We start from the raw sequence: 15,387 nt of genomic DNA, 5'->3' as shown, positions 1-15,387 counted from the left end.
TCAGGGAGGCGTGGAACGGAAGGACGCCCCCGCATCAGATCAGAAGCGGTAGCTGAGCCACCCCGCTAGGAAGTCGGAGTTCTTGTAGCCTGCGTTCGTCAACGCAGGGCCCGCGATCAGATGTTCGTATCGCCCCGTGAACGACAGCCGCGAGGTGAACGGGTACACCGCCTGGAATCGCAACGTATCGGCGATCCGCCGACCTGCGACATTCTGCGTACCTGCAAAGGCGGTTCCGTTGGCGCGGTACACCGCATCGCTCTGCGTATCGCGCCACGACCGCTGATACTCCGCCGTCAGCCGCAGCTTGTCGAACACGCTGAACGTCACGTTCGGCGCGAGCGCGATCAGGTTGGTCGGCGTGGCGAACAGCTGGTAGCTGTAATAGATGTTGTTGCCGAACGGCGCGAGCGCGGTGCGCAGCGTGCCCGTTCCATAGGCGCCGCCACCGCTCGCATAGTCCGCGTGAAAGCCGACCCGCGGGGCGTTCTTGCCCTTGCCGACCTTGTACGTCTGCGCCAGCAGCACCAGCCACGCCTTGATCGAACGGTTGTCGTAACGTCCGCCCTGATAGTTGATCGTCCAGTCGAGATTGACCGGCCCTGCATCGCCCCAGAAATGGAGGCCGTAGAAGTTGCGCACTTCGCGGGCGGTGTCGGTGCCCCACACTGCCGCGCGGTTGCGGAGGCGCCAGAGGAAGGGGTCAGCGAACAGCTTCGATCCGCCGAACAGCGATTCGGGAACGACGATCCCGGTCGAGATACCCGAGAAGCGCCGCGCATTCTCGGCATCGTCGTCTTGGGTCCCGCCAGTGCCGTATGCGGTCGGCTTGAAGTCGAACACGTCGGCGCGGACGCCGGCGGTGCGCGCCCAGGCGCGGACGCCGTTGAATCCGAAATACAGCGTGTTGTTGTCGCGCGGCACGACCATCAGGTTCGGCCCGTCGGCGAAGGTCTGGCGGCCATAGCGAACGCCCAGATCGACATCCGCGACCGTCCCGGTGACGTCGACGAACGCCTGCTGCACCGCGAGCTTGTTGCGCAGGTTCGGCAGCGCGGTTCCCAGGTTGACGCCCTCCAGCGTGCCGTGCGCGAGTTCGCCGTACAGGCGGACATGTTCCCCGACGTGAAGGTCGGCACCGCCGAACAGACGCAGGATATCCTGTCGCTGCGCCTCCGATTCGCGCAGGTTGGGGTTGGTGGTCTGGTTGACGCGCAACCGCGCCTCTCCCGACAGCGTCAGGTACACGTCGCCGTCACCCGCGATCGGAATGAACTTGAGCTGGTCGACGAGATCCTTGCGCTTCTTGGGGTCGCGCAGCTTCGACCAGTCCTCCGCCCAGCGCGACTGGTTGTAGCCGCCCGTCGTCACGCCGTCACCGACCCCCGCATCGGGGTAGCTTTCCGCGATCGGCGATGCATCGGCGGTGCTCGACGCTTCCTTGGCCCCGATCGAGTTCCGAGACGAGGCGGACGGCGCAGCCTGCGCCCCGGCAGTCGTCGATGTCGCCAGGATCGAGAGTATGGCCGCGGAGAATCCCGCCGCATGCCGCACGCGGCCGATCGTCGTCGAGGTCATAATGGTAATCCGGTACAGATAAGCAGGAACAGGCGCGCCGTTTCCGGCGTCAATAAGTGGTCGCGGACGCAGTCGTTGCCGCCGGCGCCAGCTCGGGCAGCTCACCGTTCAGGGCAGCGTTCAGCTTGTCGCGGTCGAGCGCATTCTCCCATTTCGCCACGACGATCGTGGCGACGGCATTGCCGATGAAGTTGGTCAGGCTGCGGCACTCGCTCATGAAGCGATCGACGCCGAGGATCAGCGCCATGCCCGCGATCGGGATCGTCGGCACGATCGACAGCGTCGCCGCCAGCGTGATGAAGCCTGCGCCGGTGACGCCCGCCGCGCCCTTGGACGAGATCATCGCGACGAGCAGCAGCAGCACTTCCTGCCCGAGCGTCAGGTCGGTGTTGGTCGCCTGCGCGATGAACAGCGCCGCCAGCGTCATGTAGATGTTGGTGCCGTCGAGGTTGAACGAATAGCCGGTCGGGACGACCAGGCCGACGACCGACTTCTCGCAACCAGCGGCTTCCATCTTCTGGATCAGGTTGGGAAGTGCCGCCTCGGACGACGAGGTGCCGAGGACCAGCAGAAGCTCCGCCTTCAGATAGCGGATCAGCTTGAGGATCGAGAAGCCGGTGAGCTTGCCGACGGTGCCGAGCACGACGAGGACGAACAGCGCCGACGTGAAGTAGAAGGTCGCGACCAGTGCGCCGAGGTTGGCGAGGCTGCCGATGCCGTATTTGCCGATCGTGAACGCGATCGCGCCGAACGCGCCGAGCGGGGCTGCGCGCATCAGGATGCCGACGAGGCGGAACACGACGATGCTGAGGCGTTCGAGGAAGTCGAGCACGGGCTTCGCGGGCGCGCCGACCAGGCTGATCGCGATGCCGAACAGGATCGCGACGAGGAGGATCTGGAGGATGTTGCCATCGGTGAACGCGCCGACCAGCGTGTTCGGGATGATCGACATCAGGAAACCGGTGATCGTCGTCTCATGCGCCTTGTGCGAATATTCCGAGATCGAGGCGGCATCGAGCGAGGCGACGTCGACGTTCATGCCGGCACCCGGCTGGATGACGTTGGCGACGATCAACCCGACGATCAGCGCGAGCGTCGAGAAGAACAGGAAATAGGCGAACGCCTTGCCGGCGACGCGGCCGACCGAGCCGAGTTCCTTCATGCCCGCGATGCCGGTGACGAGCGTCAGGAAGATCACCGGCGCGATGATCATCTTCACGAGCTTGATGAACGCGTCGCCGAGCGGTTTCAGCGCCGCGCCATAGGTCGGGTAGAAATGCCCGAGCGCCGCGCCGAGCACGATCGCCACGAGTACCTGGAGATAAAGCTGGCCCGTCCATTTCTTGCGTCGGGGGGTCTCTGCGACCGCATAGGTCTCCGAAGGGTTCACTGCATCATCTCCTGAGATCGCGACTGTCCGACGGGGCCGCTCGGAGGGCCACTAACCTGTGTGACTATCCTGCGGCAAGGCCGGTCGTCATTCGGGTACGGTCGCGAACCAGATCACGTGGCGCGCGCCACCGCCTCGATTGGCCCGGGCTGCGACCTCGTCGACGGCGAAACCTGCTTCCGAAAGCCTTCGAACGAACGGTTTGCTGGGGGCAGACGACCAGACGGCGAGGATGCCACCCGGCCGGAGGGCCTGCTTCGCGATCGCGAGCCCCCGCGCGCCGTAGAGCCGGTCGTTGCCGGTACGCGTCAGGCCGTCGGGACCGTTGTCGACATCGAGCAGGATCGCGTCCCAGTCGCCCTGGGCGATCGACTCCGCGACATCGGCTTCGACGATGTGGGTGCGCGGATCGGCAAGGCTGTTGCCGTGGATTGCCGCCATCGGCCCGTGCGCCCAGGCGATTACCGCCGGGACGAGTTCGGCGACCACGACGTCGGCATCGGCCGGCAGCCGGGCCAGCGCCGCGCGGAGCGTGAAGCCCATGCCCAGGCCGCCGATCAGGATCCGCAGGCCCCGCCGTGCGCCGAGCCGGTCGCAGGCGAGCTCGGCCAGTGCCTCTTCCGAGCCGCTGAGCCGGCTGTTCATCAGCTCGTTGGCGCCGAGCATGATCGAGAACTCTGCCCCGCGTTGCAGCAGGCGCAACTCGCCGCCATCGGGGACCTGGGCGGTATCGAGGAGGATGCGTGGGACCATCAGGCCGACCACGCGGCGATATCGTCCTGCTCGCCGATCAGCGCGAGGCCGTGCGCGATCGAGGTGAGTTCGCCGCCGCTCATGATCGCCGCCTCGCCGAACCGGTCGGTGAAGATCCGGCGGACGCGGGGGATCAGCGACGACCCGCCGGTGAGGAACACACGGTCGATACCCCCCTGCCCGACGTTCGCGGCGGACAAGGCGCGGTCGACGGTCGCCTCGATCCGGGCGATGTCGTCGGTGATCCAGTCCTCGAACTGCGCGCGGGTGACATCCGCCTCGATCTCGAGCCCGGCGCCGGCGAAATGGAAATGCGCGGACTCGTCGGTCGACAGCGCCCGCTTGAGCCGGCCGACCGCGTCGTAGAGCGGATAGCCGAGCTCGTTCTCGATCACCGCGATCATCCGCGCGATCGCGGCGGGGTCGGTGGCGGTGCGGCGCAGGCGGTCGAGTTCCTCGAGCGTGCGCCGGTTGCGCATCAGTGCGAGCCGCGACCAGTCCGCGAAATCGGCGAAATAGCCGCGCGGTATCTCGAGTTCCTTGTCGAACGAACGGTAGCTGCCGCCCTTGCCGAGCATCGGCAGGACGAGACGGTCGACGAGACGGTAGTCGAACCGGTCGCCCGCGATCCCGATGCCGGCATGGCCGAGCGGCGTGCAGCGTTGCGCCGCCCCCGGTTCGGCGACGCGCACGACCGAGAAGTCGCTGGTGCCGCCGCCGAAATCGGCGACCAGGATCGTCGCGGGCTCGGTCAGCCGGGTCGCATAACTATAGGCCGCGCCGAGCGGTTCGTAGACATAATGGATGTCGACGCCGAAGCCCTTGAACATCGCGTCGTAGCGGGTGCGGGCAAGCGCTTCGTCGGGACGGCTGCCGGCATATTCGACGGGCCGGCCGACGACGATGCGCGCGGGGCGCGTGTCGAGCCGGCCGCCGGCATGTGCGACGAGGCGGTCGAGGAACAGCCGCCCGAGATCCTCGAACCGGAACCGCTTGTCGAAGACCGAGGCCTGTTCGAACGCCGCGCTGGCCGCGACCGACTTGAACGATTGCAGGAAGCGGCTGTCCTGGGGGAATTCGAGATACTCGGCGATCGCCCAAGGGCCTGCATCGGACGCCAGACCGCCCGGTACGTCGTCATGCCAGAAGCACAGCGCGGAGCGGAACACCGGACTGTCCTCGGTAGGCGCGGCGAAGGGCACGAGTTCGGGCAAGCCATTCGCTTGACCCAAGGCAACGACGGTGTTCGTCGTGCCGAAATCCACGCCCAGCGCGGGACCGGCGGCGGTCTGCATGACGTCGGTCTCCTGATGAAGCGCGCCTATGCCTGCGATGCACGGCGAAGATCAACCCGCGTTCGGCGGCTTACCCGCCGCCGATCAACGCGCTGATCCGCGCGGCGAGCAGGTCGATCGGGAACGGCTTGGTGATCATCTCCATGTCATCGCCCAGGAACTCGCCACGTACCGCCGCCTGCTCGGCATAGCCGGTCACGAACAGAACCTTCAGCCGCGGTCGATATTGCCGCGCGATCTCCGCGACCTCCCGACCGCTCATGCCCGGCAGCCCGACGTCGCTGACGAGCAAGTCGATGCGCGTGTCGCTCGCCAGGATCGGCAACGCCGCCGGCCCGTCCCACGCCTCGATCACGCGGTATCCCAGTCCGTCGAGGACATCGACGATCAGCATCCGGACCGCGCTGTCGTCCTCGACCACGAGCACCGATTCGCCGCGTGCGCGCGGCAGGGGTTCGTAGCGGTCGACCGCCGTCGCGGCGTCCGCGCTGCCGCGGAAGCGGGGAAGATACAGCGTGATCGTCGTACCCTTGCCTTCCTCCGAGCGGATCCGGACATGCCCACCCGACTGGTGCGCGAAGCCGTAGATCATCGAGAGACCGAGCCCCGTGCCCTGCCCGATCGGCTTGGTCGTGAAGAACGGGTCGAACGCCTTTGCGATCACCGCCTCGCTCATGCCGGTGCCGGTGTCGGACACTGCGACCACGAGATAGTCGCCGGGCTCAAGCTCCTCGTCGACGCCGTCCGTATAGGCGGCGTCGAGATGCGCGTTGGACGTCTCGATCGTCAGCCGTCCGCCGTCGGGCATGGCGTCCCGCGCATTGATGGCGAGGTTGAGCAGCGCGCTCTCGAGCTGGTTGGCGTCGGTCTTCGCTCGCCACAGGTCCCGTCCGCCCAGCACCTCCATCTCGATCGTCTCGCCGAGCGTCCGGCGGAGCAGGTCCTCCATGCCGTCGACCAGCTGGCCGAGGTCGACCGCCACGACGTCGAGCGACTGCCGCCGCGAGAAAGCGAGCAGGCGCTGCGTCAGGCCGGCGGCACGCTGCGCCGAAACCGAGGCCGCGGACAGATAGCGATCGACCTTTTCCGGGCGAGCCTCGGGCAGGTTGCGCCGGATCATGTCGAGCCCCCCGATGATCCCGGTGAGCATGTTGTTGAAGTCGTGCGCGATACCGCCGGTGAGCTGGCCGACCGCTTCCATCTTCTGGGCCTGGCGCAGCGCATCCTCGGCGCGCGCAAGCCTGACTTCGCGCTCCTTCTCCTCGGTGATATCGCGGCCGACAGCGTTGATCAGCCCGTCGCCGGGCCGCGCTGCCCAGCTGATCCAGCGATAGCTGCCGTCGCGGTGGCGATAGCGATTGTCGATCCGCCCGATCGTTTCGCCCCTCGCCAGCCCGGCCGCTGCCTTTGCCGTGGTGTGGCGGTCGTCCGGATGGAGCAGGTCGAACAGCGGCCGCTGCAGGATCGAGGCCAGGTCCCATCCCAGCATCGCGGTCCAGGCGGGGTTTGCGGCGACGATCGTCCCGTCGAACGTGGCACGCAGCATGATGTCGCCCGAGAGATCCCAGAGCCGGTTGCGATCGGCGGTCGCGGTCTCGACGGTTTCCGCCAACCGCTCGTTGACCGCACGCAACTGGCGTTCGACCGCCTTGCGCGCCGACTGGTCGAGCATCGCGCCGATCATCCGGATCGCGGCGCCCGATGCGTCACGGATCACGTAGCCGCGGTCGAGAATGTCGGCGTAGCTGCCATCGGCACGCGCAAAGCGGTATTCGTCGGTCCAGTCGGACCCGTCCCCGTCGATCAGCGCATGGATGCTGGCATCGACCCGCGCGCGATCGTCGGGGTGGATCTGACCGATCCACCAGGCGCCGGTCGGCTCGACGTCACTTGCGACATGACCATAGGAGCGTTCAAGCGCCTCGTTCCACAACACCTGGTCGCGGCGCAGGTCCCAGTCCCAGATCGCGTCGTTGGTCGCCCGGCCGGCCAGCCGCAACCGTTCGCCGGTCTCGACGAGCGCCGCCTGCGCCTGCCGGTCGCGCGTGAGGTCGAACACCGTCCCGATCATGCGGATCGGCAAGCGCCCGTCGAAAAAGACGATGCCGTGGGCGAGCAGATGGCGTTCGATACCCTCACCCCCGGCGATGACGCGGTATTCGATGTCGAACCCGCGCGGCCCGTCCGGGTCGAGGGCCATGTCGACTGCGGCCTGGGTCGCCGCGCGATCATCGGGATGGACGCGGGAGAGGAAGCTGCCCTCATAGTCCACCGGGACACCCGGCGGCAGCCCGAACAATTCGCGACAGCGGTCGTCCCAGGTCAGCGTGCCGGTCTGCGGCCGATAGTCGAACCGTCCGAGCCGCGCCGCCCGGGTCGCGAGTTCCAGCTCCTCGCGGCTCTGCTGCAGCGCGATCTCGGCGCGACGACGCTCGGTGATGTCGGTGAACAGGACTGCGACATGGTGCAGCTCGGGTGCACCGACGCGGTAGGCGTGGACGTCGTACCAGCGGCGATCGAGCCCCCCGGCATAATCCTCGAACCGGACATGCTCGCCGGTCCGCGCCACCGCGCCGAACCGGTCGAACCAATATTGCTCGTGTGCGGGTATCAGCTCGCGGACCCAGCGCCCGGTCGCGCCGACAAGCCCGGTATAATCGACGAACCCGTCGTTGACCTCGATGAAGCGATAATCCTCCGCCGTGCCGTCCGCGGCGAACCGCATCTCTACGACGCAGAACCCGGCATCGATAGAGTTGAACAACGACCGGTAGCGGCCCTCGCTCTCCTTCGATGCCGCTTCGGCCCGGACCCGCTCGACCGCGTCCGCCGTCCGCAGCGCGACGTCCTCGACCAGCGCGATCTCGGCATGGTCCCAGAACCGCGGCTCGGGGTCGTGGACGTAGAAGATCGCGACAAGCGCACCGTGGCGCGACAGCGGGAACACGACCATCGTCCGAGTCTGGATCTCGGCCCATTCGGCCGCCCGGTCGCTCGTTCGCGGGTCGTTGCAGCAATCCTCGACGACCACCGTCCGTCCCTGAAGCAACTCGGCGAAAAGCGGCGCGGCAAAGGCGCCAAGCGCATGCGTCTCGCCATTTGCGGTGGCGGACGGATCCGGCGTCCAGTCGCCGGTGACGTGGATTACCGCGCCGTCCTCGGCGATCTCGCCATAGCCGCACCGCGCGACACCGAGATACCGCCCCAGCGCCTCGGCCGCGGCCCGCATGATGTCCTCGGCACGATCCAGGTGTCGCAGCGTATCGACCAGTCGCAACTGGAACGCCTGGCGGGCAAGAAGCTGGTCGCGGTCGAGGAGATGGGAGCGTGGCATGACGGTAGACGGTCCCAAATATTCAGCCGCGTTTCAACCGCACGAGTGCGGCATCAAGAGCAGACAAGAACCGTGAACGATCGAGTTTCGAAAAAGGTGCCGGTCCGCCGATCACGTCGCCGCCGGCGCGCAGGTCGGCCATGATCGCGCGCACCGCGACCGCGCTGCCGATCGAATTGGTGGTGAACGGCTTGCCGGCGTTGGACAGCACGGTCGCACCGGCCTTCACGCAGCGATCCGCGAGCAGGATGTCGGCGGTAATGACGACGGTGCGGGCGTCCGCCTGCTCGGCGATCCAGTCGTCGGCGGCATCGAAGCCATCGCTGACGACCACACGGGTGATCAACGGGTGGACGGGGATACGGAAATGGCTGTTGCTGACGATGGTGACGGGCACCTCGTGCCGCCACGCGACCTTGTAGATCTCGTCCTTTACCGGGCAGGCGTCGGCGTCGACGAGGATGCGGATGTTAGCGTCGGTCACCGCAGATCACTCCTCTTCCGTTCGCCCTGAGCGAAGTCGAAGGGCATTGCCCCATGACATAGTGCTTCGACTTCGCTCAGCACGAACGGATAGGGGGGGCATGGTCGCCCTATTACGGACGCGGGCCGCGGTTCGGCGGGCGATGCCGCGTCGGTGCGGGGCCGCCGCGCGGCGACGGCGAGCGGTGCAGCGTCTGGCGCGGCGCCCCCGCGTTGCTGCGGTTGCCACCGCCGGCATGCCGTGCGGTGCTCTCAGGCGCGCCCTGCATCGCTTCGATCGCGACGCCGCTCTCTTCTTCACCCGCCTGAGCGGTGCGCTGGATGGCGGAGACGAAGCGCGAGGCAACGCTGCGCGGAATCTCGAACGCGGTCTCGTTCGGCCCGATGCGGATCGCGCCGATCTCGGACTTGGTAATGTGCCCGCGACGGCAGATCAGCGGCAGGATCCAGCGCGGATCGGCGTTCTGGCGACGGCCGATGTCCATGCGGAACCAGACGGTGTCCTCGAACCCGGCGCGCGGGCCGGTGCTGCGATCGTCGCCGACCGACTGCTTGCTCTGGTCGATCAGGTCCTCGGCCTGCGGCATCGTCGCACGGTGCATGTGCACCAGCGCCGCGGCGATGTCCTCGGGGGTCTTCTCGGCCATCAGGCGAGTCGCCAGCTCGCGATCCTCATCCTCGATCTCGACCGGCTGCATCAGCATCGTGATCAGCCGCTCACGGTCGTTCTTGCGGATGTCATCCGCGGTCGGGGCGTTGATCCACTCGGCGTTGATCTTGGCGCCCCGCAGCATCATGTCGACGCGGCGACGACGCGGGAACGGCACGATGAGCACCGCGGTGCCCTTCTTGCCGGCGCGGCCGGTACGGCCCGAGCGATGCTGCAGCGTCTCGGCATCGCGCGGCAGTTCGACATGCACGACGAGGCTCAGCGTCGGAAGATCGATGCCGCGCGCGGCGACGTCGGTCGCGACGCAGACGCGGGCGCGACGATCACGCAGCGCTTGCAGCGCGGCGTTGCGCTCGTTCTGGCTGTGCTCGCCCGACAGCGCGACCGCGGCAAAACCGCGCTCGACCAGGCTGGCGTGGAGGTGGCGGACATTGTCGCGCGTTGCGCAGAACAGCATCGCCGTCTCCGCCTCGTGGAAGCGCAGCAGGTTGATGACGGCGTGCTCGATCTCGGACGGCGAGACGGTGACGGCCTGGTAGCTGATGTCGCCATGGCCGCGATCCTCGCCGACGGTCGAGATGCGGACCGCATCCTTCTGGTAGCGCTTCGCGAGCGCGACGATCGGCTTCGGCATCGTCGCCGAGAACATGAACGTGCGGCGACCCTCGGGCGAGGCGTCGAGGATCTGCTCCAGATCCTCGCGGAAGCCCATGTCGAGCATCTCGTCGGCCTCGTCGAGCACCGCGACCTTCAGGGCCGAGAGGTCGAGCGCGCCGCGCTCCAGATGGTCGCGCAGACGGCCGGGCGTGCCGACGACGATGTGCGCGCCGTGCGCGAGGCTGCGACGCTCCTTCGAGGCGTCCATGCCGCCGACGCAGGTCGAGATGCGCGCACCGGCCTTGGCGTAGAGCCACATCAGTTCGCGGCTGACCTGCAGCGCGAGCTCACGCGTCGGTGCGATGCAGAGCACGAGCGGCTTGTGCGGTGCCGGCAGGCGCTGGACGCCGTCCTCGCCGGCTTCGCCGAGCAGTTCGGGGGCCATGGCAAGACCGAAGGCGACGGTCTTGCCCGAGCCGGTCTGTGCCGACACGATCAGGTCACGCCCGCGGGCATTGTCCTCGATCACATGAGCCTGGACGGGGGTGAGCGCGGTATAGCCACGCGCGGCGAGCGCTTCGGAAAGAAGCGACGGAATATTCGAGAAAGGCATGTACGTCCTAGATGGTGGCCGGGCTGCTTTAGGCAAGCCTCTGGCGGATTGTCCCTACAGGACCTGACCCGCGGCCCACCCGCTCGCCCATGCCCATTGGAAATTGTAGCCGCCGAGCCAACCCGTGACATCGACTGCTTCGCCGATCGCATACAGGTTTTTTGTCCGTTTGGCTTCCATTGTTTGCGATGAAAGGTCAGCAGTGCTGATTCCGCCCGCCGTGACCTCCGCCTTGGCATAGCCTTCCGAGCCGTTCGGCGTGAAGTTCCAGTGACTTAGGCGCCTCTCGGCCTCGGCGAGCTTTTTGTCGGTGAGCGCGGATAATTCTCCCGTCATGCCGAGCCGCTCGGCCAAAATCTCCGCCAGACGGTCCGGCAATGCGCCCGCCAGCGTCTTGCGCAGCGTGGCGCGGGGAGTCGTTCGCTTGGCGTCCTGCAGCCAGCCGGCGTCGCGGTCGGGGAGGAAATCGATGCCGACGGGCTGGCCGTGGCGCCAATAGGACGAGACCTGCAGGATCGACGGGCCCGAAAGGCCGCGATGCGTGAACAACGCCGCCTCGCGGAACGCGGTCTTGCCGCAGGACGCGACGACGTCGGCGGCAACGCCGGAGAGCGAACGGAACAGCGTCTCGTCGCCGCCGAGCGTCAACGGGACGAGTGCCGGGCGCGGTTCCACCACCTTCAGCCCGAACTGGCGCGCGAGGTCGTAGGCGAAACCGGTCGCGCCCATTCTCGGGATCGACGGGCCGCCGGTGGCGATCACCAGCGCGGGTGCCGTGACGTCGCGCCCGTCGATCGACACGCGGAAGTCGTCGCCGTCATGCGCGACTCCGGTCACCGCGCGGCCGAGCGACCAGTCCACCCTGCCCTTCGCGCATTCGTCGAGCAGCATTGCGACGATCTGCTTCGCCGAGCCGTCGCAGAAGAGTTGGCCGAGCGTCTTTTCGTGCCAGGCGATGCCGTAGGACTCGACCAGCGCGATGAAATCGGCTGCAGTGTAGCGACCGAGCGCGGATTTCGCGAAATGCGGGTTGGCGGAAATGTAGCGGTCGGCGGCGGTGTTGACGTTGGTGAAGTTGCAGCGTCCGCCGCCCGATATGATGATCTTCTTGCCCGGTTCGTCGGCGTGGTCGACGAGCAGGACCCGCCGCGCGCGCTGGCCGGCGACGGCGGCGCACATGAGGCCGGCGGCGCCTGCGCCGAGGATGATCGCGTCGTAGTTGGGCACTCTGAACTCCGTCCCCCACAAACCTATGGAGAGGGTGCGCCCATACACGCATACCCCACCCCGGCGAAGGCCGAGGCCCAGTTGGGTGCCCCTCGCAACGCCGGACGGCACTTCGTTACATCGGCCTTTCCAACTGGGCCCCGGCCTTCGCCGGGGTGGAAGGTAGGGTTGAGAAGCAAACCGTTCTCCTGCTTTCGCGGGAGAAACGTCGTGTCAAAGGCTACCGCAGCTTGGCGATATTGAGTCCGTCGGCCTTGGCACGGTCCTTCACGGACTCCTCGCTCCGCGTCATCGCCTTCGCGATCGCCTTCAGCGCCATCCCCTTCTTGGCAAGCGTATGCAGCTTCTGGATCTCGTCCTGCGTCCAGGGCTGGCGATGGCGTTCGAACTTCTCGGCAGCCATTACGCGATCTCCAGGATTTCGATCGCGTCGTCGCGACCGTTGAACGCCACGCGCTCGCCCGCCATCGCGCCGATCAGCGCACGCGCCAGCGGTGACGAGAAGGCTAGCCGGTCGGCGCCCGGTTCGGCTTCGTCGCCGCCGACGATCGCGATGGTCCGCTCGGCGCCGTTCATCCGCACGCGCACGGACGAGCCGATCCCCGCCTCGCCCGCCTCGGGCGCCGCGGCGAGTTCCGCGGTGGTCTGCCGCGTGTGCCAGTAGCGCAGGTCGCGCTTGAGCACGACCAAGGCCTGATCGTCGGTCTCGGCCTCGATCGCAGCCTCGATCGCGTCGACCTGCTCGCCGATCAACGCGAGGCCGCGCGGCGTCACCAGATTGGGACCGGGCGCGATCGGCATCTCGAACTTGGGTTCGAGATGCTCCTCATCGCTGTCCCGGCGAAACGCGACGCTCATGCTATTTGAGGCATGCAACGATGCCCGCGATCGCGGCCAGCGTGCCCTCGGGGTTCTTCACCTTGACGACGTCGAGACCGAGCTGCTCAGCCGGATAGTCGTTGCCGCCCGGGAAGATCGCGTCGCCGATGAACATCATCGATTCGAGCGCGATCCCGCTGACCTCGTTGAGCTTGCGCAGGCCATAGGCCTTGTCGACACCCTCGCGCGTGATGTCGATCGAGGTCGCGCCGCCCATGTTGATCGACAGCCCCGGCAGGCGCTTCTGCAGATCGGCCTGGATCACCTTGCGCTTTGCAAAATCGGGATCCCAGCTATGCTTCGCGTCGATCGGTGCTTCCTGGCCGAGCGCCGAGAAGGTGATCTGGCTGCCGCGATCCTCGATCCGCTCGCCCCAGGTCTGTTCGGGAACGAAGCCCGTGGCCTTCAGCGATTCGTCGAACGCAGTCAGGATCTTCGCCTTCTCGTCGTCCGCGAACAGCTCGGCATAAACCACGCGCCATTCGCCATCGTAGCGATAGAGCTTGGTGCCCGTCGTCGGCATCAGCCACAGCTTGGTGCGGTCGGCACGCTCGGGAAGGCGGCTCGCAACCTGCTTTTCGAACTGCGGCCAGTCGCCGCCCGAGATCACCGCGACATGCGCTACGTCGAGCAGATCGGCGAGCGCCTCGCCCATCGGCTCCAGCAGCGCCTGCTTGCTCTCGGCCAGCGTTCCATCGAGGTCGAAGGCAACCAGTTCTTTCATGCGGGAACTCCGGTGAGGATGAATGTATCGATGGCATTGGCGACGCCGTCGGCATCGTTGGCGGATGTTACCTCGTGCACGACCGCCCGAACATCCGCCGAAGCGTTGCCCATTGCGATCGCGAGGCCGGCGCGCTTCAGCATGGCGATGTCGTTGGCCTGATCGCCGATCGCCGCGGTCTGTGCAAGCGGCACCCCGAACGCTTCCGCCAGTTCGCAGATGCCGGTACCCTTGTTGCCCTCGACCGGCGTGATGTCGAGATAATAGGTCTGACTCTGGACGATCGTCGCCTTCGGACCGAATTCCGCGGCCACCTTCGCATGCAGGTCGCGCAACAGCGCCTCGTCGTCGCTGACGAAGGTGATCTTGTCGGCCTTGCCGAGCAGATGCTCGAAGCTGTCGATGACGACCGGGTTCTGCGCGGACGCCTTGCGCTCGCTGCCGACATGGCCGCCCTGGTCGGTGCTCGCGTACCAGACGTCGCCCGAAAACACCCAGGTATCGACCTTCGCGTCGCCGATGATCGCCATCGCGCCGCGCGCGACCTCCGGCTTGATCATGTGATGCTCGATCAGCGTGCCGTCCCGCTTGAAGACGATGCCGCCGTTGAACGCGCCCATCGGTTCGTCGATCCCGAGCAGGTCGGCGATCGGCATCATGCCCGAGCGTGGCCGGGCGCTGATGATCGTGAAGCCCACGCCCGCCGCCTTGAGGCGTGCCACCGCGTCGACGGTAGCGGACGTGACCTTCTTGTCCTTGTCGACCAGCGTGCCGTCGACATCGGAGACGAGCAGGCGGATGCTCACTGCGGGATCTCCACATGCCCGCCAAAGCCGAAGCGCATCGCAGACAGCAGCTTGTCGCCGAACGTGTGATCGACGCGGCTGCGATAGCGCGCGTAGAGCGCGGCGGTCAGCACGTTGGCCGGCACCTTCTCCTCCATCGCAGCGTCGATCGTCCATTGGCCCTCGCCCGAATCCGCGACGCTGCCGGTGAACTGTTCGAGCTTCTCGTCCTTGGCGAGGCCGATCGCGGTCAGGTCGAGCAGCCAGGACGAGATCACGCTACCGCGGCGCCAGACTTCGGCGATGTCGGTCATGTTGAGATCGAAGCGCTCGTCCTCGGGCAGATTCTCGGACGCCTTGCCCTTGAGAATGTCGAAGCCCTCGGCATAGGCCTGCATCAGGCCGTATTCGATGCCGTTATGGACCATCTTGACGAAGTGCCCGGCGCCCGGCGGGCCGGCATGGATATAGCCCTTCTCGGCGCGCGGGTCGACTTGCTCGGCAATGCGGCCGGACGTGCGGACGATGTCGCCCATCCCCGGAGCGAGCGTCTCGAAGATCGGATCGAGCAGGTCAACGGTCTCCTTGTCGCCGCCGATCATCATGCAATAGCCGCGCTCGAGCCCCCAGACACCGCCGGACGTGCCGACGTCGACATAGTGGATGCCTTTTTCGGCGAGCGTTTTCGCGCGGCGGACATCGTCCTTGTAGAAGCTGTTGCCGCCATCGATGATGATGTCGCCGTCCGACGCCTTGTCCGCGATCGTCGCGATCGTGTCCTCGGTCGGGCCGCCGGCAGGGAGCATCACCCACCAGATGGCCGGCGTGTCGAGCTTGCCGCGCATGTCATCGAGCGACGACGCAGCGATCGCGCCGTCGGCCGCGAGCTTCTGCACGGCCTCTTCGCTGCGATCGAACGCCACGACCTCATGGCCGTTCTTCATGAGGCGACGAGCGATGTTGCCGCCCATCCGGCCGAGGCCGATCAGTCCGATCTTCATGCGATATACCTTGATACTGGAGTAAAACGCCCCGCCCCACAAACGCCGTCATGCTGAA

The 15,387-nt window shown here is 66.9% G+C and carries 13 protein-coding genes; all 13 read right to left on the bottom strand.

Going from position 1 to position 15,387, the window contains the following annotated elements; translation table 11 throughout:
- Positions 1 to 39: 39 nt before the first annotated feature.
- Positions 40 to 1,578 carry an alginate export family protein gene (locus FSB78_RS02270; RefSeq protein ID WP_147079626.1) on the bottom strand — a complete coding sequence of 513 codons (1,539 nt, stop codon included), beginning with the start codon at positions 1,576 to 1,578 and terminating at the stop codon, positions 40 to 42.
- Positions 1,579 to 1,627: 49 nt separating this feature from the next.
- Positions 1,628 to 2,968, bottom strand: a complete 1,341-nt coding sequence (locus FSB78_RS02265; RefSeq protein ID WP_147079624.1) for a dicarboxylate/amino acid:cation symporter — start codon at positions 2,966 to 2,968, stop codon at positions 1,628 to 1,630.
- Positions 2,969 to 3,055: 87 nt separating this feature from the next.
- Positions 3,056 to 3,721, bottom strand: coding sequence for a spermidine synthase family protein (locus FSB78_RS02260; RefSeq protein WP_147083960.1), 666 nt, complete (start codon positions 3,719 to 3,721; stop codon positions 3,056 to 3,058).
- On the bottom strand, positions 3,721 to 5,016 hold the full coding sequence (locus FSB78_RS02255; protein ID WP_147079622.1) for an Hsp70 family protein: 1,296 nt from the start codon (positions 5,014 to 5,016) through the stop codon (positions 3,721 to 3,723). Before FSB78_RS02255 ends, FSB78_RS02260 begins: the two co-directional genes overlap by 1 nt.
- Positions 5,017 to 5,086: 70 nt before the next feature.
- Complete coding sequence (locus FSB78_RS02250; RefSeq protein WP_147079620.1) at positions 5,087 to 8,350, bottom strand: PAS domain-containing protein; 3,264 nt, start codon at positions 8,348 to 8,350, stop codon at positions 5,087 to 5,089.
- Between the two features lie 22 nt (positions 8,351 to 8,372).
- Positions 8,373 to 8,819: a YaiI/YqxD family protein gene (locus tag FSB78_RS02245; protein ID WP_147083959.1), complete on the bottom strand. Its 447-nt coding sequence runs from the start codon at positions 8,817 to 8,819 to the stop codon at positions 8,373 to 8,375.
- Between the two features lie 127 nt (positions 8,820 to 8,946).
- On the bottom strand, positions 8,947 to 10,713 hold the full coding sequence (locus FSB78_RS02240; protein WP_147079618.1) for a DEAD/DEAH box helicase: 1,767 nt from the start codon (positions 10,711 to 10,713) through the stop codon (positions 8,947 to 8,949).
- Positions 10,714 to 10,767: 54 nt separating this feature from the next.
- A complete protein-coding gene (locus FSB78_RS02235; RefSeq protein WP_242008395.1) occupies positions 10,768 to 11,892 on the bottom strand; it encodes a BaiN/RdsA family NAD(P)/FAD-dependent oxidoreductase in 1,125 nt (374 codons plus the stop codon).
- 268 nt (positions 11,893 to 12,160) lie between these two features.
- Positions 12,161 to 12,343: a hypothetical protein gene (locus FSB78_RS02230; RefSeq protein ID WP_147079614.1), complete on the bottom strand. Its 183-nt coding sequence runs from the start codon at positions 12,341 to 12,343 to the stop codon at positions 12,161 to 12,163.
- Positions 12,343 to 12,798 carry a GreA/GreB family elongation factor gene (locus tag FSB78_RS02225; protein WP_147079613.1) on the bottom strand — a complete coding sequence of 152 codons (456 nt, stop codon included), beginning with the start codon at positions 12,796 to 12,798 and terminating at the stop codon, positions 12,343 to 12,345. The genes FSB78_RS02230 and FSB78_RS02225 overlap by 1 nt, the downstream gene beginning before the upstream one ends.
- Before the next feature lies 1 nt (position 12,799).
- On the bottom strand, positions 12,800 to 13,543 hold the full coding sequence (locus tag FSB78_RS02220) for an HAD-IIB family hydrolase (RefSeq protein WP_147079611.1): 744 nt from the start codon (positions 13,541 to 13,543) through the stop codon (positions 12,800 to 12,802).
- On the bottom strand, positions 13,540 to 14,349 hold the full coding sequence (locus tag FSB78_RS02215; RefSeq protein ID WP_147079609.1) for an HAD family hydrolase: 810 nt from the start codon (positions 14,347 to 14,349) through the stop codon (positions 13,540 to 13,542). Before FSB78_RS02215 ends, FSB78_RS02220 begins: the two co-directional genes overlap by 4 nt.
- Positions 14,346 to 15,371 carry a phosphogluconate dehydrogenase (NAD(+)-dependent, decarboxylating) gene (gene gnd, locus FSB78_RS02210; protein WP_338419950.1) on the bottom strand — a complete coding sequence of 342 codons (1,026 nt, stop codon included), beginning with the start codon at positions 15,369 to 15,371 and terminating at the stop codon, positions 14,346 to 14,348. The genes FSB78_RS02215 and gnd overlap by 4 nt, the downstream gene beginning before the upstream one ends.
- Positions 15,372 to 15,387 lie beyond the last annotated feature (16 nt).

The organism is Sphingomonas ginsenosidivorax (assembly GCF_007995065.1).
In the GTDB taxonomy this organism is placed as follows: Bacteria; Pseudomonadota; Alphaproteobacteria; order Sphingomonadales; family Sphingomonadaceae; genus Sphingomonas; species Sphingomonas ginsenosidivorax.
This window is presented reverse-complemented; position numbering and strand designations above follow the sequence as displayed.